Genomic DNA, 23,231 nt, shown 5'->3' with positions numbered 1-23,231 from the left:
ATGGCACGTAAAAAGCATTTAAATGTAGAAGAAGAAGCACAAGTAGATATGACTCCGATGCTAGATATCGTGTTCATTATGCTTATCTTCTTTATTGTGACGACTTCGTTCATTAAGCCTTCAGGTCTTGATTATAAGAAACCTGAAGCTTCTACAGCGACACAACAGAAATCTGCAAACATCTTTATTGGTGTGAGTAAGACAGGCGTAATTAAGATGGAAAACCGTCAGGTTGACATCGAGCGTGTAACAGCAAACGTAGAACGTATGTTAGCTGAATCACCTGAAGCGGCTGTATTAATCGAAGCAGACCAAGAAGCCGAGCATGGCCTTGTAGTTAAGGTTATGGACAACGTTAAGAAAGCGGGTATCGATAAAATTTCGATTTCAGCGGGGAAAGACTAATATGCTGAGAGCAATAGTATCACTCATTTTAGGTGCTGCTGTTACTTTCGCCCTGTTTGTCTTCATGGCCTTCTTGGTCGGTGGCGGCGCCAAGCGCGCCGATACCAAAACTGATTCTCCTATTATTGAGATCAGTATGGATAAGCAGGATACGAAAGTTCAGGACAAGCCAAGGGTTAAACCGAAGCCACCAGCGCCACCTGAGCAACCACCAAAGCCGGATACGACTCCGCCTGACACGTCATCAGATATTGATACGAATATGGCATTTAATATGAGTGGTGTTGTGGCAGGCGGTGCTAGCACAGGTTTTAAACTTGGCAACATGATGACGCGAGACGGTGATGCAACACCAATTGTACGTATTGATCCTCAATACCCAATTGCTGCAGCACGTGATGGTAAAGAAGGTTATGTTCAACTTTCATTTACTATTAATGAACTCGGCGGAATCGAAGATGTTAAAGTTATTAAAGCTGAACCTAAGCGTTTATTTAACCGCGAAGCAGTTAGAGCACTAAAGAAATGGAAATATAAGCCTAAGATCATTGATGGAAAAGCAATGAAAGTTCCTAATATGACAGTACAGCTTGATTTCTCATTGGATAAAGGAGGTAACTAATGCGTAAGATATCTACACTAGCTAGTGCGTTATTACTGACTTTATCATCTAGCTCTCTACTTGCTGTTTCTACAGCTCAAGCCGCTGAAAAGTGTCCGATTGATGACCGTCAATCTAGAGCTGTTGGGGCAAGTGCTGGTAAAAAAGTTCAAAAAGCTTTTGAAGAATATACAGAAGGCCGTCTTGACCAAGCGATTGAAATCTTATTAGAAGTTAATACTAAAAATGATTTCGATAAAGCGTATATCGATCGTATGATCGGTTCGTTTTATGCTGAAAAGGGTCAAATGGCGACAGCAGTTAAATACTTAAAAACTGCTGTTGATGCTGATATTCTTGGTGGTACAGATCATGCTGCGACATTACGTCTGTATGCTGATTTGTTACTTCAGGAAAAGAAGTTCAAAGACGCTATTCCTTACTACTACAAGTGGATGGATTTCACTTGTAAAGTTGACCCAGTAGTATTCCGACGTGTCGGTATTGCCTACAGTGAACTTAAACAGTGGGATAAAGTCCTTGAAGTAGCCGATAAAGGTCTTTCGTTAGTTGAAAAGCCTGATAAAGGCCTTTACCAAATGAAGTTGACTGCTTTCTTCAACCAGAAGAAGTATAAAGAAGCTGTAAAGATACTAGAAGTTATGGTGCCTTTATTCCAAGACGACAAACGTCTTTGGGTTCAGCTTGCTCAATTTTATTTGATGACTGAAGATTACACTAAGTCATTAGCAACTTATGATTTAGCTTATAAAAATGGTTTTCTTGAGTCTGACGGTAACATTACTCGTCTAGCTCAGCTTATGTCGCAAAACGGTGCTCCGATTAATGCTGCTAAGCTTTATGAAAAGCATATGAAATCTGGTTTAATCAAAGAGTCTGAAAAGACAATTAAGATTTTAGCCGGTTTCTATCATAATGCTAAGGACTTCACGAAAGCTGCTAAACTTTATGGCCAAGCCGCTGAGTTGTCAGGTGACGCTGATCTTTACCTTAAACAAGGTAAGATTTTAGCAATAGCTGAAAAGCCAAAATCTGCAATTCCTGTGTTTGAAAAGGCACTGTCAATTGGCTTAGATGAGCCAGGTGAAGCAGAACTTGAGTTAACATTAGCGCATTTAAGTTTGAAGCAGTATAAGTCTGCTTACAAACGTGCAAATCGAGCTGCTAAGTACAGCAAGACGAAGCGTAGTGCTAATAGCTATATTTCTTATATTAAAGAAAAAGCACGTATTAACAATATTACGTTATAATATTTGTTAATAAAAAAGCCCCTTTATGGGGCTTTTTTTATGCCTGTTAATCTTATAGTTATCTGTAATAATCAGTTTTCTTTGTTATCCTCTGTTACAGTTTTCTACTGGCTATTAGTCGCTAAATTCCATAAATTACTCATAAAAATTAAAACTAGATTAACAATTGATTTCGGTAAACTTGTTGCCGCAAATAGGGAAATACCAATGAACAAAAATATTCTAGCAGTAGCTATAGCAGCTGTTGTTGCCTTATCAGCTTGTAGTGATAAAGATATTACTAATAATGTTAGTAACAAAAATACTTCGACTACAGAAGCACCTGAATCTGCAACACAATCAGAAGCAGAGCTATATAACCAAATGGCTGATAGCTATTTTAAAGATTTATTGGCTTTAGAACCCATTTATGCCACATATGTAGGGGTAAATGATTACAACGATCAGTTTGGTGGTTCATTAACACCGGCCTACCTTAAACAAAGACATGAGCTTAATTCTCGCTATTTAAAGCAAGCTAAATCTATTGATGTCGAGCAACTACCTGAAAACTTAGCGCTGAGTTTTGACATGTTTATCTATGATCGTCACATGGATTTAGTTGCTGAGTCTTATCCTGAATACTTGATGCCTATGAATCAGTTTTATAGCACTGTCATTAGTATGATTCAGTTAGGCAGCGGTGAGAGTGCCCAACCATTCAAAACAGTTGAAGACTATCAAAATTGGTTAGGTCGTCTAAAAGGTTTTATTAATTGGACTGTGTTAGCCCAATCTCAAATGGATGAAGGTATTAAGAGCAAAGTTGTGCTGCCTAAAGTGTTAGTTGAACGTATTATTCCTCAATTAGATGCTCAATTAGTTTCATCACCAAGTGAAAGCTTATTTTATGCGCCAATTAATGCACTACCAGATGATTTTAGCGAAGCTGAAAAGAAAGCCATAACAGATGAATATAGTGTGTTAATTGAAGCTGATTTATTACCAGCATTAACACAATTACGAAACTACTTTAATGAGACGTATTTACCTCATGCTAGAGCATCTGACGGTTGGTGGGGACTTCCTAATGGTAAAGAATGGTATCAATCTCTAGCCAATAGCCATACAACAACAAAAATGTCAGTAGATGAAATTCATCAAATTGGTTTGTCTGAAGTAAAACGTATTTTAACTGAAATGGATGTGGTGAGAGAACAAGTAAAATTTGAAGGCGATTTAACTGCGTTTTTTGCATCATTAGGGAGTGAACCTGAGTATTTCTTCAGTGAAAGACAGGGGCTTATTGATGGTTATATGTCGTTGAAAGATGACATTAATAAAGAGTTACCAAAATACTTCAATGTTATGCCCAAAGCAGATTATGTTGTAAAACCTGTAGAAAGCTTTAGAGAACAATCAGCAGCAGGCGCTTCTTATCAATCTCCTGCTGTGGATGGGTCTCGCCCAGGTGTGTTTTACATCAACACTTATAACCTAAAAGCTCAACCAAAGTGGGGCATGACGACGCTCTCTTTACATGAAGCCGCTCCTGGTCATCATTTTCAAATTGCCATCAAGCAAGAGCTTACTGGTATACCTGAATTTCAACGCTTTCAAGGTTACACGGCATTTGAAGAAGGTTGGGCATTATATGCGGAGTATTTAGGGATCGAAATGGGCCTATTTAATGACCCTTACCAATATTTCGGTAAGCTGTCAGATGAAATGTTACGTGCAATGCGCTTAGTGGTCGATACTGGTTTGCATGCTAAAGGTTGGAGTCGAGAGCAGGCAATTCAATACATGAAAGATAACTCGCCAATGGCGGAGTCAGATATTGTCGCCGAGGTTGAACGGTATATGGCAATTCCGGGCCAAGCCTTATCTTATAAAATCGGTCAACTTACGATTTTGAAGCTAAGAGCTGATGCTGAAGAGCAACTGGGTGAGAAATTTGATCTGAAAGGTTTTCATGACCAAATATTAACCACTGGTTCATTACCAATGGCGGTCATGGAGAAAAAGATTGCACGTTGGGTTGAAACTGAATTGGCAAAATAGTTAATTACTGTTAGCTTAGCGATTGTTATTTAAATTTAGGGAGCAATTGATGCTCCCTAATATTTTACGTTTTATTATTTAAAAGTAGGGGTTCACCATGGTACAGGCAACAGCAAGACACCTTTTAGTTAGTTCAGAAGAGCAGTGTGAACAATTGAAGCAACAAATCGTTGCAGGTGCTGATTTCGCTGAAATCGCAAAAGCGAACTCTTCTTGTCCTTCAGGTGCACAAGGCGGTGAATTGGGTTCATTTGGTCCTGGAATGATGGTTCGTGAATTTGATGAAGTGGTATTTAGTGCTCCATTAAATGAAGTGCAGGGTCCTGTAAAAACTCAATTTGGTTATCACCTGCTTGAGGTGACTAGCCGCGGTTAATTCAACATTAATCGTTGAAGGCAGCTTCGGCTGCCTTTTTTGTCTTTAAAATATGAAGCGCATAAGGAATGTGAAATGGTTGAACTGTATACGGATAGGTTAGTGATCAGAACAATTAAAAAGGAAGATTGGGCTAATGTTTTCGCCATAAATTCAGACCCATCGGTTTTGAAATATATTAGGGAATTTACTTCAGAAGAAGATATTAAAACTACTTTTGAGCAACGCTTATTACCTTGGGATTTTCAATCAGGTAAATGGCTAACATTGGTTATTGAAACTGTTGATACTCATGAATTTGTTGGGTTGACGGGATTTATTCGTGATTGTGAAATAATGAATAGGGCTGAAGTTGGTTACTTGATCACACCGAGTAAGCAGGGATTTGGTTATGGTACAGAAAGTCTTAAAGCGGTAATTGATTGGGGAATTTTCCAGTTTAATATTGAAAAGTTTATTGGTCATTGCGCTGTAAAGAATAATGCTTCAGCACAAGTCATGAGAAAGTGTGGTTTCATTGAGGAAGGTTTGCTTAGAGAAAACCATAGAATCGGTGATGTGAAAATTGATGAACACGTATTTGGCCTGCTTCAATCTGACATTCGTTCATAAGCCTAGATAACACGAAAGACAACATGAATTTCTTTTATCTGTAAATTTACAAAATTAATACACAAAATATCTTCTTAAACATGGATATTTATCACATAATTACCAATACAATTGAAAACAATTCTCGTTTCCACTTACAAAACATGATCTAGGTAAAGGTATTGCTTACATGGCTCATATAAAATCAGCCCATAACAAAATTTATGAACGCAAGGTGAATGTCTAATGAAGCTCAGTGAACTCAACCCCGGAGACACGGCGAAGATTGCTGAAATCGGTCAACTCTCTTTACCTCAAACGGTAAAGCGTAAATTGTTATCAATGGGGATTACACCTCATACAGCGTTCAAAATGCTCCGCCGTGCACCGATGGGATCAGGCGTTGAATTAGAGTTACGAGGCAGTCGTTTATGTATGCGCCGTGATTTAGCGGATATTATTGAGGTGGTAGTAACAAATGACTAAAGAATTCCATTGCGTAACAGTAGGCAACCCAAATGCAGGTAAGTCTACTTTATTTAATGCTTTGACAGGTTCTAACCAGCAAGTGGGGAACTGGTCTGGTGTGACTGTTGAGAAAAAAACAGGTTATTTCACCCTAGATAGTACAGATGTTCATTTAACAGATTTACCGGGAATATATGATTTACTACCAGCTGGCAATAGTTGTGACTGTTCTTTAGATGAGCAAATTGCACAACAATATCTCGCTGAGCAACGTGTTGACGGCATCATTAATTTAGTTGATGCGACAAACATTGAAAGACACCTTTACTTAACTGTACAACTTAGAGAACTTGGTGTTCCTATGGTTGTGGTGCTTAATAAAATCGACGCTGCCAAAAAATTGGGTATCAACACTGATTTAGCGTTAATGAGTAAAGAATTAGGTTGTCCTGTTATTGCTGTTTGCTCAAGAAAAGAAGCAGACGTAAAGCAAGTGCAAGATCAAGTATTAAGATTATTAAATGGTGAAGTTACAGAATCACCGCTTATGCTTCAATACGATGAAAGTATTGAATCAGGCGTAAAAACTTTACAGCGCCATTCAGAAGAGCTCAGCCGCGGTCGTGCATTAGCTATGTTGGGCAATGGTAATGGTTGCGGTCAATGTGATAGCACTAACCTTAAAGATGTTGTCAAAGAATGCACCCAAATAGCAGAACAATCAGGTACTGATATTGAAGTGTTGGTAGCTACAACACGGTTTGATTTCGTTCAAAAAGTTTTCGATGGTTCAGTTGATATTGCAGGGCACGAAAGTGCCAGTGACAAGTTAGATAAAGTATTATTACACCCGGTTTTAGGGGTGCCAGTATTCTTATTTGTTATGTACTTGATGTTCATGTTCAGTATCAATGTTGGTAGTGCATTTATCGATTTCTTCGATATCGCTGCAGGTGCTGTATTTGTTGATCAGTTCGGTGCACTACTGGAGTCGATTGGTTCGCCAGTTTGGCTTGTAACAATCCTTGCAGGCGGTATTGGCCAGGGTATCCAAACAGTAGCGACTTTTATTCCTGTCATTGCAGCGCTCTTTTTAGCCTTGTCAGTATTAGAAGCGTCGGGTTACATGTCTAGAGCCGCTTTTGTGGTCGACGGTTTGATGCGTCGTATCGGTCTTCCGGGTAAAGCATTCGTTCCAATGATTGTTGGTTTTGGTTGTTCAGTACCAGCGATTATGGCTACCCGTACTTTAGGCAGTGAAAGAGAAAGAATAGTGACAGGCATGATGGCGCCATTCATGTCTTGTGGTGCACGTTTACCGGTTTACGCATTGTTTGCTGCTGCGTTTTTTCCTGAGTCAGGACAAAACTTAGTCTTTTTACTTTATATCATCGGTATTATTGCTGCAGTGGGTACAGGTTTATTACTAAGAAGCACAGTATTACCAGGAAGTAGCAGCGCGGTTGTAATGGAATTGCCTAGCTATGAAATGCCTAAGCTTAAAGCAGTGTTTTCCCGTACAACTAAGCGTACAAAAAGTTTTATTTTGGGTGCAGGTAAAACCATTGTGATTGTGGTGACCTTGCTTAACTTTGTAAATGCTATTGGTACTGATGGTAGCTTTGGTCATGAAGACAGTAAAGAATCTGTACTAAGTGTATTAAGCCAAAAAGTCACTCCGTTATTCTCGCCAATGGGTGTTGAGCAAGATAACTGGCCAGCAACAGTAGGTATTATTACAGGTATTTTTGCGAAAGAAGCTGTTGTAGGCACATTAAACAGTCTTTATTCAGATCCATCTGATGGTGATGAAGAGCTTGCAAGCCTTTCTGAAAGCTTCTCAGAAGCATTAGGTACAATTCCTGAGAATCTATTTGGTATTGCACCTGAGGATCCATTGTCATTAGATGTGGGTAATGTTGAAAGTATTGAAGAAGCTGCTGAGGAGCAGGGCGTGGATCGCTCAACGTTTAGCGCACTTCAAGCTGGCTTTACCACTAAGGTGGCTGCATTTTCTTACCTATTATTCGTATTGCTATATACGCCTTGTGTTGCTGCAATGGGTGCATTAGTGAATGAGTTCGGTAACAAGTGGGCTCGATTCGCGGCTTTATGGACATTTGCTTTAGCTTACGGCAGTGCTACCGTGGTGTATCAAGGTGCTAATATTGCCAAACACCCAGTGCAATCGGTCAGCTGGATTTCGTTCTTTACTATTGCTTTAGTGGGCTATTATTTCTGGCTTAAGAAACAAGGTAAAAAGAACCAACAGATTATTCCAGGTGTAAGAGTTATCACTGAATAAGCCTTTTTAATGTTCAAATTAAAACCAGCATTTTGATAAATGCTGGTTTTTTGTTTTTAGACTATTATTTTTATCAAACAGGCATTGTAACTCGCGTAAAACTGTAGGATCATCGAAGGTCTGAAAATTTTACCATCGTGCACTAAGAGGAACTCCATGAGTCAAGTGGACAACGAAGTACGTCCAAGTAACTTCATACGTAATATCATTGATGAAGACTTAAAAAGTGGCAAGCACACTAGTGTGCAAACCCGTTTCCCGCCAGAGCCAAATGGTTTTTTACATATTGGTCATGCGAAGTCTATTTGTTTGAATTTTGGTATTGCACAAGATTATCAAGGTCAGTGTAACTTGCGCTTTGATGATACCAATCCTGAAAAAGAAGATATCGATTATGTTCATTCAATTCAGGATGACGTTCGTTGGTTAGGTTTCGATTGGTCTGGTGAAATTCGTTATTCGTCTAATTATTTTGATCAACTACACCAGTATGCGGTTGAGTTAATCACTAAAGGTCTGGCTTATGTCTGTTTCTTAAATGCAGAAGAAACGCGTGAGTACCGTGGCACATTAAAAGAGCCAGGTAAGAACAGTCCTTATCGCGACACTTCTGTTGAAGAAAACTTAGCGTTATTTGAGAAAATGCGTTTAGGAGAATTCAAAGAAGGTGAATGTGCACTAAGAGCTAAAATTGACATGGCTTCGCCGTTCATGTGTATGCGCGACCCTGTAATTTATCGTATTCGTTTTGCACATCATCACCAAACCGGTGATAAGTGGTGTATTTACCCGATGTACGACTTTACTCATTGTATTTCTGATGCCATTGAAAATATTACGCATTCATTATGTACCTTAGAGTTTCAAGATAACCGTCGTTTGTACGATTGGGTATTAGATCATTTGGATGATTTCAATCAGCCTAACCGTACTCGTCAATATGAGTTTTCAAGATTGAATCTTGAATACACTTTGATGTCAAAACGTAAATTGAACGACCTAGTGACTAATAATTTAGTTAACGGCTGGGATGACCCTCGCATGCCTACTATTGCAGGGTTACGTCGTAGAGGTTATACACCTGCATCGATTCGAGAATTCTGTCAACGCATTGGTGTGACCAAGCAAGAAAACTTGATTGAAGGTGGTGTTCTAGATGCTTGTATTCGTGAAGAATTAAACGAAAATGCACCGAGAGCAATGGCTGTATTGAGACCAATTAAAGTGGTTATTGAGAATTATCCTTCAGCAACGCCTGAAACGATCAATGCACCAATGCACCCTAATAAACCAGAAATGGGTACGCGCGAATTAGCTTTTGGTAAAGAGTTATTTATCGATGCGGAAGATTTTCGTGAATCAGCAAATAAGCATTTCAAACGCCTAGTATTAGGCAAAGAAGTTCGTTTACGTAATGCTTATGTGATTAAAGCTGAGCGCTTTGAACATGATGACGAAGGTAATGTCACAACGGTTTATTGTACTTACGATAATGAAACCTTGGGTAAGAACCCAAGTGACGGTCGTAAAGTAAAAGGTGTGATTCATTGGGTCGAAGCAAGTACTGCTAAACCTGCTGAGTTCCGCATTTATAATCGTTTATTTACTGATGCAACCCCAGCGGCATTCGATACTATTGATGAAGTTATCAATAGTGAATCATTGGTTGTCTTACAGGGAGTTGCAGAAGCAGGCCTAGTGAATGCTGAAGCTGAAAAAGCTTATCAGTTTGAGCGTGAAGGCTACTTCTGTGCGGACAATAAAGATTCTAGTAAAGAGCATTTAGTGTTCAATTTGACTGTGCCATTGCGTGACTCTTTCGCATAATCAGTCAATATAGCAGTTAATGCCTCGTTGCTTAAAACGGGATTTAAAATTAAAAATGCCAGAGTGAATACTCTGGCATTTTTTTATTAGCATTTAAAAGCTCAAAAGCGAATTGAAAATAAGTTATTGATTAGCTGTTATCAAATGTAGCGGAGCACTTTCGCTGAGATAAGCTTCATCTACTTGTTCAAGTTTATTGAATCGAATCATTTGTTGAATTCCATCAATATATGCCTGGCCTCGTTCCGAGTATTTATCCAATGTATTGGCTAACTCTAAACCTGTAATTGGCTGATTATTTGCTCTTAAATCTCTTCGTAGCTCACGTAATTTCAAATAGGCAGCATTAGTATTGATATTGAGCATATAGCCTTCAACAGAAGCTTGAGGCGTGTCAAAACGAGCTAAGCCATAATTGCCTAACTCTTTTCGTTGTTGTTTTGGGATCATGCCATTACCACTGAAGTCCCATTGGCCAAAGAAAGCATTACCTTCAAGAGTAAACCTCGAGGTTGCCCAGCCGCTTTCTTCTGCCGCCTGAGCCAATACTAGAGAAGGTGGCATGATATCAACACGTTTTAATAGCTGCTGGCGTTGATCTTCGGTTATTGTTTCAACTGGATCACTAATGACTCGGTATTTACGAGCAATAGTGATCAGTTGCTCATCATTTAAGGAAGCCTCATTAACTGTTTCTCTTTCTATTGTTATGTTCTCATTGCTGATAAGAATAAGTGGCGCCATTAACCTAAAAAACACCATTTTTTTTAGTTGTACCGGTATTTCATTAGATGTTTGTTGCCATTTCTCGCTGACACTTTCAAACGTTAAGCGAGGGACCTCTCTAACTCCAGCGGCCCAACTTTCTGTGTTGTAATTAAGTGAGTTAAACAATTCGATTAGTTCATCTAAAGAGTTCAAACTAATGTCTTTAGCAGGTGGTTGGCTACTCTTGTTTATTACAGGTTTAGGTTTTGCATTAGCAGGCTTGGTATTTGAAGGTAAGGTGCTTGAAGGTTCGGTATTAGCAGATTTGCTAGGTGACTTTACAACATATGAATTATTCTCTTGCTCAATTGGCGAAGGAGGAGATTTTACCCAGTAATTAATGGCAAAAAGACTGGCTAGGAGTAATACAACAAAGAGTATTTTTTGGTAGGTGTTTTTGGTCATATTTTATCCTAAACATAATTATTTCAAACTGCGCGAAAAAGGCAAAATTATTTACGCAATAAAAAAGGCGCCGAAAGCGCCTTTAATTATAGTATATAAATATTTATTGCATCATAGGTCCAAAGCCTAAGCTCCATAAAATAACGCTACTTCCCATTAAGCCGACTAATAACACGAGTCCTGCAGTCACTACAGAGCTGGCATAAATAAAGCCTTTTTCTTCGGGAATATTCATGATGATAGGTACGCCTGCATAGAGTAAATATACTGAGTAGGCTAAACCAGCAAGTCCAACCAGCATGATAAACCATAACACTGGATATAAAACTGAAATACCGACCATGAATAATGGTGTCGCTGTGTAAGCTGCTAATTCTAAGGCTTGAGTGAATGTTGGAGAGGCGTCGAAGGTCTTAGCCATCCAATAAGATAAATAAGCTAGCGCTAAAACACCGCCAATTAATCCGAAATACATACCCACAGACATAAACATCGCACTTTGTGGGGTTAAAAATAATGGTTCACCATTTGCTGGGTGCCATCCAATATAAGCTGTTGCGATAAAGCTGCATACTGCAGGAATTAATGCGATAAGTAAGATGTGACTGAGACTGCTTTTGACAGCCTCATGGTTGCGTTCAATTGTTTTCCACTCTTCCTTCGGATGAGTGTATAGCCCCATTAAGTGATTTAGTATCATTGTTATTATCCTTGTTTAGCATTCATACATAGCTCGCCAAACTTCAGACGAACTGATCATAGCCCCATATATCAACCGCCTTAATCAGTCCAACACATACTGTCTTAAATGCTCTGCTTTTTGAGCGATTTAATTACAGTAATAACTTCATCCCTATAGAAGTTTATCCATTAAAGGCAATCGAAATACAACTTTAGCAACTATTGTTACGAAGATGTATAGACTATTTATTGAACATAAGCATCGATTCGTCAAGGGTTAATCGTGTTTTATCTGTAGAAATATCCTCAACGAAGGTAAAATACGTTCAAACCCTAACAAAAGTTTAAGTACATGCAGCAATTATTGGCGCCCATTTATCGTTTTTTAAAGTGTGAGACACCAGATAGTTGGATTAAAAAAGCGAGCCATTCTGATAATTTATCGGTTATATTACGCGACCATTTACTTTGTGAGCTTAAAGCGGCGCAAAGTGCGATGTTCCTTATTCGGAAATACGCTGTAGATAAAGAAAGTGCTAGCAGATTAACTGAGTGGGTTAAACCTTATGAAGAGTTTGCTTACAAACGTATTGGCGATCTAAGCTCTTTAAAAGGTAAAAGTAATATTACCAAGCAAGTTACTGTGAGAGAAAACTGTCCTTATGGACAAGATCTCGTTGATAAAATGGTGCTGCTGATTAAAGAAGAATTACATCATTTCTATCAAGTCATGGAGCTGATGGAAAAAAAGAATGTCCCTTATGAACTTCTTGAAGCGGGTCGCTATGCTAAAGGCATGATGAAGCATGTTAAAACGTTTGAACCTGATGCATTAGTCGATAAGTTAATTATTGGAGCGTTTATTGAAGCTCGGTCGTGTGAGCGTTTTGCAAAACTTGCTCCACACCTTGATGCTGATTTAGAAAAGTTTTATATCTCTTTACTTCGCTCTGAAGCGCGGCATTACCAAGACTACTTATCACTTGCAGAGTCTATTTCAGGCAAAGATATCAGTGAAAGGGTCGCTTTTTTTGCCACTGTAGAAGAAGATTTGATTTTATTGCCCGACGAAGACTTTAAGTTTCATAGTGGCTTACCTGTTTAAACCTCAAGACAATCAGTTTAATCAGAGCATGATTGCTCACCATAGGATGATTTAATGCGATTATTGGGTGGCTGAATAAAAGTTATCAGCAACTAGAGCTGATTATTTTTTAGCAGAGAAGGGCAGTTGCTGTAATTCAGCACTGTCTTTTTTTACAATTAAAATGCTGCCTTGATCGTACCAATCACCGACAACGATACGTTGTTTATTATTGTTTAACTCATGAATGGCTGGGCGATGAGTGTGGCCGTGGATCATTCTTTGGCAATCAGTGTCACCGAGTAATGCATCAACCGCTGTTTGCTCAACATCCATAATCACATAGCTTTTATCTTTATTGCCATTTTGACTTTTGTGCCTGATATCAGCTGCAATTTTTTGTCTAGTCGACTTAGGTAAGTGGCAATATATCCATTTCACAATGGCCGAATTTCTAAAACGACGGAATCGTTGGTAAGATTTATCAAGAGTACATAAGCTGTCACCATGCAGCACAACCGTTTTGATGCCATATAAATCGAGTATTTTAATCTCTGGTAGCAATTGCATGCCAGATTTAGCAGCAAATTCTTTGCCTATCATGAAATCACGATTACCATGAATAAAAAACACTGGCATGTTTTCAGACACTTGTTTGATGTGCGCCGCTATGACGTCAGTAAATGGTTCAGCAATGTCATCACTGGTCCAAACTTCAAACAAATCACCAATGATATACATCGCCTCAACGTCAGATAAATCTGAATCGAGGTAATCGATAAAGGCTTGTGAGATATCAGGACGATCTGCACTTAAGTGCAAATCGCCCATAAATACAGTATGCACTATTGATTATTCAGCAATAGACGCACTGTTGATGACTACTGCTTCCAGTGGTACATCTTGATGCATACCACGGTTACCCGTGCTTACAGCTTTAATTTTTTCTACGATGTCCATGCCTTCAACTACTTCAGCAAATACACAGTAACCCCAACCTTGGCCAGTTTCTGCTTTGTGATCTAAGAAAGTATTGTCGCTGACGTTAATGAAGAACTGCGCCGTAGCCGAATGCGGATCTGAAGTACGCGCCATTGCTAATGTGCCAACTTTGTTTGATAGGCCGTTATTCGCTTCATTCTTTACAGCAGCGTTAGGTGTTTTCTGAACCATATCTTCAGTGAAACCACCACCTTGAACCATAAAACCATCAATCACACGGTGAAAAACGGTACCGTCGTAAAAACCGTCTTTAACGTACTTGATGAAATTTTCAACAGTAAGAGGCGCTTTTTCAGCATTTAGAGCAATTTTGATGTCGCCCATGTTTGTGTGCAAAGTGATCATATTTAAATACCTAGATAAAAATTGTTGCGCGATTCTAACTTATCTAACTTGAGGCTTAAAGTGCAGTGTTCAAAACAGTGTTGCTCATGATAGACTTTGTTCCCATTATATTGGTATTAAAACGAGTAAAAGAGAACCATCGATGTTGAAAATTTACAATAGTATGAGTCGTGAAAAGCAAGAATTTAAGCCGATTAATCCAGGCAAAATTGACATGTATGTATGTGGGATCACCATATACGATTTATGTCATATTGGTCATGGTCGTACTTTTGTTTCTTTCGATATGATTGTTCGTTACTTACGTTACCGTGGTTATGACGTGAATTACCTTCGTAATATTACTGACGTTGATGATAAAATTATTAAACGTGCTGCTGAAAACAAAGAAAGTTGCGATACGTTAACAAAGCGTTTAATTGGCGAAATGCATAATGATTTCGATTCATTAAACATGATGCGCCCAGATTTTGAACCTCGCGCGACATTACATATCGATGAAATTATCGAAATGGTTGAAACATTAATTGCCAAAGAGCATGCTTATGTCTCTGATAATGGCGATGTGTTATTCAGTGTGTCTTCTTATGCGCAATACGGACGCCTATCAGGGCAAAACCTTGAGCAACTTCAAGCTGGTGCGCGTGTAGAAGTAGAAGATACTAAGCGCGATCCTATGGATTTTGTATTATGGAAAATGTCTAAACCAGGTGAGCCAACATGGGAATCGCCATGGGGACCAGGTCGTCCGGGCTGGCACATCGAATGTTCAGCAATGAACAGTAAGCATTTAGGCGAGCATTTTGATATTCATGGCGGCGGTAGTGATTTACAGTTCCCCCATCATGAAAATGAAATCGCTCAATCCTGCTGTGCCCATGGTTCACAATATGTGAACTACTGGATGCATACAGGCATGGTCATGGTTGATAAAGAAAAAATGTCTAAGTCATTAGGCAATTTCTTTACTATTCGTGATGTATTAGCGCATTACGACCCTGAAACGGTTCGTTATTTCTTACTGTCTGGTCATTACCGTAGCCAGTTAAACTACTCTGAAGATAACTTGAAGCAGGCAAAGTCTGCACTAGAGCGAATTTATACCTCACTTAAAGGCTTAGATTTGACAGTCGCTGCAGCACCTGCTGATGAGTTTATTGTTAAATTTAACACAGCAATGGATGATGATTTCAATACGCCTGAAGCCTATTCAGTTATTTTTGAAATGGTACGCGAAATTAATCGTTTGAAATTAGTCGATATGACACAAGCAAGTGCGTTAGGTGTGAGCCTAAAATCCTTGACTAATGTATTAGGCTTAATCAATCGTGATGTTGATACTTTCTTCCAAGGTGAAGGAAGTGATGACGAAGTTGCAGAGATTGAAGCGCTTATTGTTGAGCGTAATCGTGCACGTACAGAAAAAGACTGGCCTGCAGCAGATGCGGCGCGCGATAGACTAAACGCATTAAATGTTGTTTTAGAGGATGGCGAAGAAGGCACAACTTGGCGTAAAAAATAGTCGCTAAACTATATTGTTTATTCATTCGATTAAAGCCTGCAAATTTGCAGGCTTTTTTATCAATTCAAATGTGTTTTTATGATTGAGATAATCATAACGCCATAGGTGTTAAATTGATTAAGTTTGTTGTAACTGTATTAAATACCACTATGGCGTAACAATATTAAAATCAGCAGTCGGTTTATCAAATAAATTGAGGAAAGTAAGTAAGTCTAGCTTACTACCTTCAATTTCTAGAACATCAGACAGCAGTAGCTCTTTAGCGCTTAACTGACCTATGAGCATATTAATAAACAACTCATGTGTGAGACTGACATTAGCATTCAATGTATCGAGATTAGGCTGGGATTCTTGTCTCAGTACACCATTCTTAACGACCAGCAAGTAATGTTCATTTAGGTCTGAAAAATGAATACCAATGTGCAACTCTAGCTCATGAGCTTTTTCTGCATCCAGTCTGATAGCTAGCGTATCGAAAAATTTATTTACTGAAGTATTGCTCAATAATCCCTTCATTTTTGAGAGCTTAATTTGTTGCTGTGTAGGGCCATCTAGTAATTCTTTAGCGCCAGATAAATAAGCATTACGCCACGAGCCTGCTTCACTCTGGAAGCCTAATTGCTGATATGTTTTGGCAAGTAGGTTGATGGCCGCCTGATTGTCTTCATCACAGAAGATTGCTTTATTTAATAGCTCAGCGCTGAATCTATAGTTTCCATCATCAAAGAAGGCTTGCGACTTAGAGACAATTTGATCATGACCACCTATCAGTTCGACATAATCACAAGCACTATCTTGTGTGGGCAAAGGGTTTAAATTTGCTGGGTTTGCGTCATACCACCCCATGTAAAATTGATAAACGGCTTTGGCATTATGGCTTAATGTACCGTAATAGCCTCGGTTATAGAATTTTTTAGACAATGAATCGGGCAATGTTATTTTTTCTGCAATCTCTTCTCCGTTTAGCCCTTGATTAATCATTCTCACCGTTTGGTCATGGGTGAATTTATATAAATCTCGTTGTTGTTCTAAAAATTCATGAATTTTGTTTTTCTGCCAAATAGGCCAGTGGTGGCTACCAAAATAGACCTCTGCATCTCCAAACATCAGTAAAGCTTCGTTAATGTAATTGCTCCACCTTAGTGCGTCCCTGACGTGAGCTCCACGTAAAGTGTATAGATTATGCATATTGCGCGAGACCAACTCTGCTCCACCAAAGGCTTTTTTCTGCGGTAGGTAAAAGGTCAGCTCTGCAGGTGATTCAGATTCAGGGGCATTTTGAAATACGAACTCCACCCCATCAATGTTTCTGGTTTCGCCAGTTTCATTAATCGTGTCATTCGGTTGAACAATGGTAAAAGTGCCATAGGCAGGGCCAGTGCCTAAGCCAGACCCAACATGTCCTTCTGCCGACCTTTCTAGGTCTTTACCATACATAAACCCTGAACGTCTCGCCATGGCCACTCCTGCAAGAATATTTTCACTGGTGGCGGCTTCCATAAAGCCTGAAGGGGCGATAATAGTTATTTTTTGTTGAGCAATTTCTGCTTCAGTTACCACGCCCAGCACACCACCGAAATGATCAATGTGCGCATGGGTAAAAATAATGGCTTTGATAGGTCTACTTTTTAAATGCTTACGTGCAAAAGCAAGTGCAGCAGCTGAGGTTTCAGTTGAGGTAAGTGGATCAACGATAATCCAGCCATTATCACTTTCAATAATGGTCATATTAGCAAAGTCAAAACCACGCAATTGATAAATACCTTTGGTAACTTCAAACAGGCCGCTGATATTATTCAGGGTTTCTTGTCGCCAAAGACTTGGATTAACCGAATGAGGTGCTTTACCACCAATGAAGTCATACGCAGCAGTATCCCAAATGACGGCTCCGTCATCAGATTTAATGAAGGCATTTTCAAGTGGGGCAATTAACCCTTTAGTTGCTTGGTTGAAGTCTTCTTGGTCATTGATATCTAATTGTTGGTAAACCAGTTGATGCTTACGTTTGGTGGTTCTAGTTATGTCATCGGTTTGATTAATTGGCGCGCTATCGCAACCGATTAAAAGCAAAAGAGCAAGACTGATGAAATAAAAATTTAAAGGTTTAAACATTGAGGTCCCTCTACAGCGATTGAGAAGCAAAAAGTGAGATAGTATTAAAACGACACTTAAAAGGTGGGCTTAAAATGTATAAGCCCACGTTTTGTCAAAGCATTAATTTACTTGTTGGTAGCGTACTTAGTGTGCAAGCCAAGTCTGTAATGCTTCTTCTGCAGCTTTCAATTCAGTCATGTTATTCACAGTTGCAATTGAATGTGTCATCAGCCCTAAATCCAGTTCTGCTTGATTAATTTCACCATTGTTATTTGCTTTAATTAAGTTCATTTCAAATTGAGTCGTTGGCACTGCTAACCTTGCTATTTCCGCATTAATGACTTCATCACTTAGCCCTGAAAGTTTGTCAATTAGGTTTGTAATTCGGTTTAACAGCGTTTCTGCAGATTCTTTGGCATAATGAATAGATTGGTTTGGTTGCTGAGAGTATTTTGCAATACCGCCTAAAATATCCATTCCGAAATACTTCAGTGCGTCATTGGCGGCATTCACACCGACAGCACGTAATATACCAATATTAAGGATGCGGCGTAGCGGTGAATTACTCATGTATAGATTGCCATTTGGGGCCTGTGCCATGACAGAGATACTTTCTTCAACTCCTGGTGCGATGTAACGGATCTTGCCTGTTTCACGCTCAAACAACACTTGAGATATTTGGAAGGGTAAAACCTTCCCTAATGGGCTGATGTAGCCATAACCAATTTGTGCGGTGATTCCATTTGCCGTTATGCCTGCTAATACCATGTTTCCAGCTTTATGCTCGAAGTTAAACTCGGTATTACCACCAGAGCGAAAAAAGCCTTCAATGGCTGGTTTGAGTACATTGGTATAAATGTGTGCTTGCGGGGTGGACTGCTGTAACACTTCAGATTGATAGGCACTCTCCATATCCGCTAGCCAGATAGCTTGATTGCACTCAAAACCGTCACCAGCACAAACATCCATATCGAGAACTTTGATAATATTAGTTCCAGTGGAAGCGTAAATCTCATTACCTTCGCGAGATACTGCAATTGAGCCAATCACTTGACCACTTCCAGTTGAAAAGTCCCAAATCAATTCTCCTGAATTTGCATCGATAGCGAGAATGTTATCAACAGAGTCTGCGGTATAAATTCGTTGTCCATCAAATGAAATGGTCGGTGTTGCAGCAGTGCCACCTTCAAAGTCTTTACGCCATAAAATCGACATGTTTGCTTCGCCATCAATTTGGGTTAAATCGATGGCATATAAGGCACCATAACTTGAGAGCTCATCTGTGTGTCCATCGACTTCATCCGGGGCGGTACCTGCTACAAATAAACGACCGGTATTATTGTCAATACCAAAATAGTTAGCTACCTCATGGCCTCCACCTAGAATGATATTTAAACCTCCAAAGAAGGTTTCGCTATTAGCAAAAACCTTACTTAAGCCGTTTTCAACCAAAGGCGTTAATTTTGAGTAGTCTGCTTTAAAGTCTGTCGCAGTCGCTGGTGAGCCTGGTAATGAAAATGGCGCCATAATTGCTCTGCCGGTATCTCGGTCATGGGCGACCATATGTCCATCAGCGTATAATGCGATGACACTATTTGTGTTTGCGTGATAGTTTAAACCGAAGTTATGAACATCGAATTCTTGGGCATTTTCTGGTGCCTTAAGTCCGGTTTCAACATCCCAAATAACATTGCCTTGAGTATCTACAGCCGTAATATATTCGTAGCTACCAATATAGATAATATCGTTACTGTCATCTTTAATACTTGGAAGAATGAGCGGCGAGCCACCTTGTCCAATGCGCTTATTTGGTAAGTGCCAACGTCGAGCCCCCGTATCAGGATTTATTGACACTAGATAAATGTCATCAACAGGATCAAGTGGCACTGTATAGATATTACTGTTTTGATCAAATACCCCTCCCTCCAAACTGATTATATTTCTGTCAGCAATCCATTCCATCATCATTTCTGGTGGTGTGACAGACATGACTTCATCGCTATTACGGGTATCACTGTGCAATGTATAAAACCCTTTTGACTCACTATTTATTGTTTCTATGTGAGTAGGTATATCGCTGGGCTTCCATTGATTAGTTATAGCCTTTTCAGAGGTGTTATTGGCTAAGCTATATAAAGCAGGTGCAATTCCGCTGTCAGGAACATGACTGCTCAAGTCGAGTGCTGTAACGAGTGCAGCGGTATTACCGTTAACAAGTAACCTATCTTTTAACGCAATTTCTTCTGTTGTTGGCTTTATTGCGACTGAGTTGTTAAGTGGTCCATAGTTGATAGCTTCTAACGTGTTTTTGGGAGTGGATTCAGCGTTATCATCACATCCTGAGCTCAATGTTGTGAGTAAGGCTAACAAGACTAATTGAGTGTTAGTTTTTCTAAGTTCCATTTCGAATTCTCTCTTTATAATTATTTTTGTGTTATCACTCGAAATAAAGACCAGTGGCCTAGACTTATAATGGATATGCTAGTTAACCTTTACTGCTAGAACATCGTTAGTATTTCAGGTGATGTGTATTGCTAACCTAGCGAGAAATAGATGGATGTGACTTGTCACTTTACGACATATAACTGTCTTAAAGTGCCTAAATTGGGTTGAAGTAGGGGAAGTTATTTAATTTGAGCGCGGTATTCAGTTGGTGTTTGGTTTTTCCAACGCTGAAAAGCACGGCTAAAGTTACTAATATCGGTAAAACCTAAATTGAAAGTAATTTCAGTGATACTGATCGCTTTATTGCTGAGGTAGTACTCAGCAAGTTCGATTCGTTTATGTTGTAACAATAATCTGAACGAAGTTTGTTCTTCTTTTAAACGTCGGCTAAGTGTACGTTCGGTGATATTAAATACGGCGGCAACACTGGCCAAGGTCGGTTCATTATTGACCAAGGTTTTGTGGATTATTTGGCTTGTGCGATAGGCCCAAGAGCTCGTTTGCATTTTTTCAAGATACTGTAGCACCACCTGTTCATTTTGATGGGCTAAAAAAACATCCCCCATATTCGTTGGTTGCTCTAAGCTTTCTCTTTTCATCCATACGGCATTATATTCAGCATCAAATGTAATTGAACAATTGAATAAATTTTTCCACGCCTTTGGGTTTTCAGGCGCTGAACGCATTAATTCGATACGTTCAATGAGCTTGTTATCGCCTAATAATTCATGACAATGTTTGAGTAGGGAAGAAAAAAAAGCATCAATGGCAAGTGGGCTGATATCGACGGTATCTAATGGCTCGATGACTAACCCTATACTGTCGACTTTTCTAATCAGACGAGTATTAACTGAGTCACTAATAATGACCTGATAACGAATCAATTTCTCTAACGCTTCAGCAAGGTTTTGGCACGTAACAAACAATAGTCCTAGCGCCCGGAAGTTCATTGAGTGCACAAACTCACCGACAGTTAGCCCAAATGCTTGATTCGCTGTTTTCTGCTCTACGATTTTCCAGAAGTGGGTCATTTTTATTACCGGAATACGCTCTTCTGGCGAAAGCTTTAACAGCGCAATATCAATTCCCGCTTCAGCCAACAATGGCTTAGCATCAATACCTTGTGCTTCGAGCGCTCTAGAGACCGCCATAGGCCATGAAGCCAGCGTTGTATAGGGTTGTACTTGTTTCATATGGTTATAAATGACTAGCCATTTTCTGGTGATTAATTTTGACTATATGCCATTTAAGGAATAATAAACACCAGTATGTGAGAGCGGGTGAGTGACTATTTATTTGAGCTAATGTTTAAATTTGCAAAAAAAGACCAGCAATAATGCTGGTCTTATGAATTATTTGTCGACAAATTAATAGCGTCAGTCATTGTCTGCATGACTAGGTGTTAGTCATGATATTGCTCAGCGGCATACAAGGTATTTTCAAGTAAGCTTGCAATGGTCATTGGGCCCACACCACCAGGTACAGGCGTGATAAATGCGGCTTTTTTCGCAGCGACATCAAATTCTACATCACCCACAAGCTTGCCGCTTTCTAGTCGATTAATACCCACATCAATTACAATAGCACCAGGCTTAATCCAATCACCAGGGATAAACCCAGGTTTACCCACTGCAACAACCAGCAAATCAGCTTGACGAACTTTTTGTTCAAGGTTTTGGGTAAAGCGATGACATGTTGTGGTTGTGCAGCCAGCGAGCAATAATTCTAACGTCATTGGACGTCCGACAATATTTGAAGCGCCTACAATGGTTGCATCTAAACCGTAGGTGTCAATTCCTGTCGATTTGATTAAGGTGATAATGCCTTTTGGCGTGCATGAGCGAAGTACTGGGATACGCTGAGCTAGTCGTCCTACATTGTATGGGTGGAAACCATCAACGTCTTTATCTGGTCTGATACGCTCAATGACTTTTGAATCTTCAATATGATCAGGTAATGGCAACTGTACTAAAATGCCATCGATTTTTGGGTCGTCATTACACTGATCAATCAGTGCAAGCAGTTCTTCTTCTGTTGTGGTGGTTTCAAGGTCATAAGAGTACGACTCAAACCCAACTTCTTCACAGGCGCGGCGTTTACTGCCAACATAAACCTGTGATGCTGCATCAGCGCCAACTAAAATTACAGCAAGACCAGGAACACGTTTTCCAGCTGCTTTGCGCGCCAATACTTTTTCTTTTAATGTGGTTCTTATAGATTGAGCTATCGCTTTGCCATCAATATTTTGGGCTGTCATGTGTGTATAGTTTCCTTTATATGGCGCGATTGAGGTAAAATTTAACGTGGCGTATTCTACCAGTCAGGCATAGGCATGTCATGAATAATGGCTAAACGATTTATTAAAAACAGAATTTTTTGTTTGTAAAAACAGCAGATGAACCAGTTTGCAAAAAAAGTCGTTGACGATATTAAAGTGACTCGCTAATATGCGCTCCGTTCTCACAGATAAGCCGATTAGGGCAACTTAATACTTATTTGCAGTAGACATCTCGGTGATTAGCGCAGCCCGGTAGCGCATCTCGTTTGGGACGAGAGGGTCAGAGGTTCGAATCCTCTATCACCGACCAATTTTATATTTGTAAAGCATAGGCTTTGCGAATAAGCTTGAAACATAAGTTGAAGACCAAATCAATTTATTAAGCTTACAGGTTATACAGATAATATTTGTAAACCATGCGCCACTAGCTCAGCTGGATAGAGCAACGCCCTTCTAAGGCGTGGGTCTCAGGTTCGAATCCTGAGTGGCGTACCATATTATGGTGATTGTAGCTCAGTTGGTAGAGCCCCGGATTGTGATTCCGGTTGTCGTGGGTTCGAGCCCCATCAGTCACCCCAAATTTTGCATTAAAAATGCACGATTGTAGAGAAAGCGACCTTAGGTCGCTTTTTTTATGTCTAAAATCCCCATTTTACCCCGTTTTCACACTCGACTCAGCAGTAAACCGTCGCTATAATGTCGCGTCTTGATAAATATCTA

General features: G+C 39.6%; 19 protein-coding genes and 3 tRNA genes. 14 read left to right on the top strand and 8 right to left on the bottom strand.

Annotation, left to right across the window (positions count from 1 at the left end; translation table 11 throughout):
- From L2737_RS12625 to glnS, 9 genes are all read left to right on the top strand, one after another.
- Positions 1 to 405 (top strand): ExbD/TolR family protein, encoded by a 405-nt coding sequence (locus L2737_RS12625; protein ID WP_102528588.1) that lies wholly within the window; start codon positions 1 to 3, stop codon positions 403 to 405.
- 1 nt (position 406) lies between these two features.
- Positions 407 to 1,027, top strand: coding sequence for an energy transducer TonB (locus L2737_RS12620; protein ID WP_102528587.1), 621 nt, complete (start codon positions 407 to 409; stop codon positions 1,025 to 1,027).
- Complete coding sequence (locus L2737_RS12615; RefSeq protein ID WP_102528586.1) at positions 1,027 to 2,277, top strand: tetratricopeptide repeat protein; 1,251 nt, start codon at positions 1,027 to 1,029, stop codon at positions 2,275 to 2,277. Before L2737_RS12620 ends, L2737_RS12615 begins: the two co-directional genes overlap by 1 nt.
- A 207-nt stretch (positions 2,278 to 2,484) precedes the next feature.
- Positions 2,485 to 4,320, top strand: a complete 1,836-nt coding sequence (locus L2737_RS12610; protein WP_248955941.1) for a DUF885 domain-containing protein — start codon at positions 2,485 to 2,487, stop codon at positions 4,318 to 4,320.
- 97 nt (positions 4,321 to 4,417) lie between these two features.
- Complete coding sequence (locus L2737_RS12605; protein WP_102528584.1) at positions 4,418 to 4,696, top strand: peptidylprolyl isomerase; 279 nt, start codon at positions 4,418 to 4,420, stop codon at positions 4,694 to 4,696.
- Positions 4,697 to 4,771: 75 nt separating this feature from the next.
- Positions 4,772 to 5,308, top strand: coding sequence for a GNAT family N-acetyltransferase (locus tag L2737_RS12600; RefSeq protein WP_248955940.1), 537 nt, complete (start codon positions 4,772 to 4,774; stop codon positions 5,306 to 5,308).
- Between the two features lie 225 nt (positions 5,309 to 5,533).
- Positions 5,534 to 5,773, top strand: coding sequence for a FeoA family protein (locus L2737_RS12595; RefSeq protein ID WP_102528582.1), 240 nt, complete (start codon positions 5,534 to 5,536; stop codon positions 5,771 to 5,773).
- Positions 5,766 to 8,060: a Fe(2+) transporter permease subunit FeoB gene (feoB, locus tag L2737_RS12590; RefSeq protein WP_248955939.1), complete on the top strand. Its 2,295-nt coding sequence runs from the start codon at positions 5,766 to 5,768 to the stop codon at positions 8,058 to 8,060. The genes L2737_RS12595 and feoB overlap by 8 nt, the downstream gene beginning before the upstream one ends.
- Before the next feature lie 156 nt (positions 8,061 to 8,216).
- Positions 8,217 to 9,887, top strand: a complete 1,671-nt coding sequence (gene glnS, locus L2737_RS12585) for a glutamine--tRNA ligase (RefSeq protein ID WP_248955938.1) — start codon at positions 8,217 to 8,219, stop codon at positions 9,885 to 9,887.
- Positions 9,888 to 10,010: 123 nt separating this feature from the next.
- Here glnS and L2737_RS12580 read toward each other — a convergent pair whose 3' ends face one another.
- Both L2737_RS12580 and L2737_RS12575 read right to left on the bottom strand, forming a co-directional pair.
- Positions 10,011 to 11,060: a glucosaminidase domain-containing protein gene (locus L2737_RS12580; protein WP_248955937.1), complete on the bottom strand. Its 1,050-nt coding sequence runs from the start codon at positions 11,058 to 11,060 to the stop codon at positions 10,011 to 10,013.
- Positions 11,061 to 11,163: 103 nt separating this feature from the next.
- Complete coding sequence (locus tag L2737_RS12575; RefSeq protein WP_102528578.1) at positions 11,164 to 11,760, bottom strand: Yip1 family protein; 597 nt, start codon at positions 11,758 to 11,760, stop codon at positions 11,164 to 11,166.
- A gap of 333 nt (positions 11,761 to 12,093) precedes the next feature.
- On the opposite strand from L2737_RS12575, the gene miaE reads away from it, so the two are divergent.
- Positions 12,094 to 12,846, top strand: coding sequence for a tRNA isopentenyl-2-thiomethyl-A-37 hydroxylase MiaE (gene miaE, locus L2737_RS12570; RefSeq protein WP_248955936.1), 753 nt, complete (start codon positions 12,094 to 12,096; stop codon positions 12,844 to 12,846).
- 102 nt (positions 12,847 to 12,948) lie between these two features.
- Here the strand turns inward: miaE and L2737_RS12565 are convergent, their stop codons facing one another.
- Together L2737_RS12565 and L2737_RS12560 are read right to left on the bottom strand one after the other, a co-directional pair.
- Positions 12,949 to 13,671 (bottom strand): UDP-2,3-diacylglucosamine diphosphatase, encoded by a 723-nt coding sequence (locus L2737_RS12565; protein ID WP_248955935.1) that lies wholly within the window; start codon positions 13,669 to 13,671, stop codon positions 12,949 to 12,951.
- Between the two features lie 6 nt (positions 13,672 to 13,677).
- Complete coding sequence (locus L2737_RS12560) at positions 13,678 to 14,172, bottom strand: peptidylprolyl isomerase (protein ID WP_102528575.1); 495 nt, start codon at positions 14,170 to 14,172, stop codon at positions 13,678 to 13,680.
- A gap of 142 nt (positions 14,173 to 14,314) precedes the next feature.
- Between L2737_RS12560 and cysS the strand changes: the two genes are divergently transcribed.
- A complete protein-coding gene (gene cysS, locus L2737_RS12555) occupies positions 14,315 to 15,694 on the top strand; it encodes a cysteine--tRNA ligase (protein ID WP_248955934.1) in 1,380 nt (459 codons plus the stop codon).
- 147 nt (positions 15,695 to 15,841) lie between these two features.
- On the opposite strand, the gene L2737_RS12550 is transcribed toward cysS, so the two are convergent.
- The 4 genes from L2737_RS12550 to folD form a co-directional block, all read right to left on the bottom strand.
- The gene (locus tag L2737_RS12550) at positions 15,842 to 17,806 is read right to left on the bottom strand and encodes an alkyl/aryl-sulfatase (RefSeq protein WP_248955933.1); all 1,965 of its coding nucleotides are present in this window, start codon (positions 17,804 to 17,806) and stop codon (positions 15,842 to 15,844) included.
- Between the two features lie 126 nt (positions 17,807 to 17,932).
- Positions 17,933 to 20,191: an outer membrane protein assembly factor BamB family protein gene (locus L2737_RS12545; protein WP_248955932.1), complete on the bottom strand. Its 2,259-nt coding sequence runs from the start codon at positions 20,189 to 20,191 to the stop codon at positions 17,933 to 17,935.
- 221 nt (positions 20,192 to 20,412) lie between these two features.
- Positions 20,413 to 21,426: an AraC family transcriptional regulator gene (locus L2737_RS12540; RefSeq protein WP_248955931.1), complete on the bottom strand. Its 1,014-nt coding sequence runs from the start codon at positions 21,424 to 21,426 to the stop codon at positions 20,413 to 20,415.
- Positions 21,427 to 21,635: 209 nt separating this feature from the next.
- On the bottom strand, positions 21,636 to 22,490 hold the full coding sequence (gene folD, locus L2737_RS12535) for a bifunctional methylenetetrahydrofolate dehydrogenase/methenyltetrahydrofolate cyclohydrolase FolD (protein ID WP_248955930.1): 855 nt from the start codon (positions 22,488 to 22,490) through the stop codon (positions 21,636 to 21,638).
- A 254-nt stretch (positions 22,491 to 22,744) separates the two neighbouring features.
- Between folD and L2737_RS12530 the strand changes: the two genes are divergently transcribed.
- The 3 genes from L2737_RS12530 to L2737_RS12520 all read left to right on the top strand — a co-directional run bounded on the left by L2737_RS12530 (position 22,745) and on the right by L2737_RS12520 (position 23,089).
- Positions 22,745 to 22,821 (top strand) — tRNA-Pro (locus L2737_RS12530).
- A 108-nt stretch (positions 22,822 to 22,929) separates the two neighbouring features.
- Positions 22,930 to 23,006 (top strand) — tRNA-Arg (locus L2737_RS12525).
- A gap of 7 nt (positions 23,007 to 23,013) precedes the next feature.
- Positions 23,014 to 23,089 (top strand) — tRNA-His (locus tag L2737_RS12520).
- Positions 23,090 to 23,231 lie beyond the last annotated feature (142 nt).

This window comes from Shewanella electrodiphila, from assembly GCF_023283985.1.
GTDB lineage: Bacteria > Pseudomonadota > Gammaproteobacteria > Enterobacterales > Shewanellaceae > Shewanella > Shewanella electrodiphila.
Note: the sequence above shows the minus strand (reverse complement) of the source record. Positions and strands in the feature narration are given on the sequence as shown.

Coding starts and splice junctions, on each gene's coding strand:
- L2737_RS12540 (WP_248955931.1), bottom strand. CDS start 21,426: ATGAAACAAGTACAACCCTATACAACGCTGGCTTCATGGCCTATGGCG.
- L2737_RS12620 (WP_102528587.1), top strand. CDS start 407: ATGCTGAGAGCAATAGTATCACTCATTTTAGGTGCTGCTGTTACTTTC.
- L2737_RS12580 (WP_248955937.1), bottom strand. CDS start 11,060: ATGACCAAAAACACCTACCAAAAAATACTCTTTGTTGTATTACTCCTA.
- L2737_RS12550 (WP_248955933.1), bottom strand. CDS start 17,806: ATGTTTAAACCTTTAAATTTTTATTTCATCAGTCTTGCTCTTTTGCTT.
- L2737_RS12545 (WP_248955932.1), bottom strand. CDS start 20,191: ATGGAACTTAGAAAAACTAACACTCAATTAGTCTTGTTAGCCTTACTC.
- cysS (WP_248955934.1), top strand. CDS start 14,315: ATGTTGAAAATTTACAATAGTATGAGTCGTGAAAAGCAAGAATTTAAG.
- feoB (WP_248955939.1), top strand. CDS start 5,766: ATGACTAAAGAATTCCATTGCGTAACAGTAGGCAACCCAAATGCAGGT.
- L2737_RS12595 (WP_102528582.1), top strand. CDS start 5,534: ATGAAGCTCAGTGAACTCAACCCCGGAGACACGGCGAAGATTGCTGAA.
- glnS (WP_248955938.1), top strand. CDS start 8,217: ATGAGTCAAGTGGACAACGAAGTACGTCCAAGTAACTTCATACGTAAT.
- folD (WP_248955930.1), bottom strand. CDS start 22,490: ATGACAGCCCAAAATATTGATGGCAAAGCGATAGCTCAATCTATAAGA.
- L2737_RS12600 (WP_248955940.1), top strand. CDS start 4,772: ATGGTTGAACTGTATACGGATAGGTTAGTGATCAGAACAATTAAAAAG.
- L2737_RS12615 (WP_102528586.1), top strand. CDS start 1,027: ATGCGTAAGATATCTACACTAGCTAGTGCGTTATTACTGACTTTATCA.
- L2737_RS12560 (WP_102528575.1), bottom strand. CDS start 14,172: ATGATCACTTTGCACACAAACATGGGCGACATCAAAATTGCTCTAAAT.
- miaE (WP_248955936.1), top strand. CDS start 12,094: ATGCAGCAATTATTGGCGCCCATTTATCGTTTTTTAAAGTGTGAGACA.
- L2737_RS12575 (WP_102528578.1), bottom strand. CDS start 11,760: ATGATACTAAATCACTTAATGGGGCTATACACTCATCCGAAGGAAGAG.
- L2737_RS12625 (WP_102528588.1), top strand. CDS start 1: ATGGCACGTAAAAAGCATTTAAATGTAGAAGAAGAAGCACAAGTAGAT.
- L2737_RS12610 (WP_248955941.1), top strand. CDS start 2,485: ATGAACAAAAATATTCTAGCAGTAGCTATAGCAGCTGTTGTTGCCTTA.
- L2737_RS12605 (WP_102528584.1), top strand. CDS start 4,418: ATGGTACAGGCAACAGCAAGACACCTTTTAGTTAGTTCAGAAGAGCAG.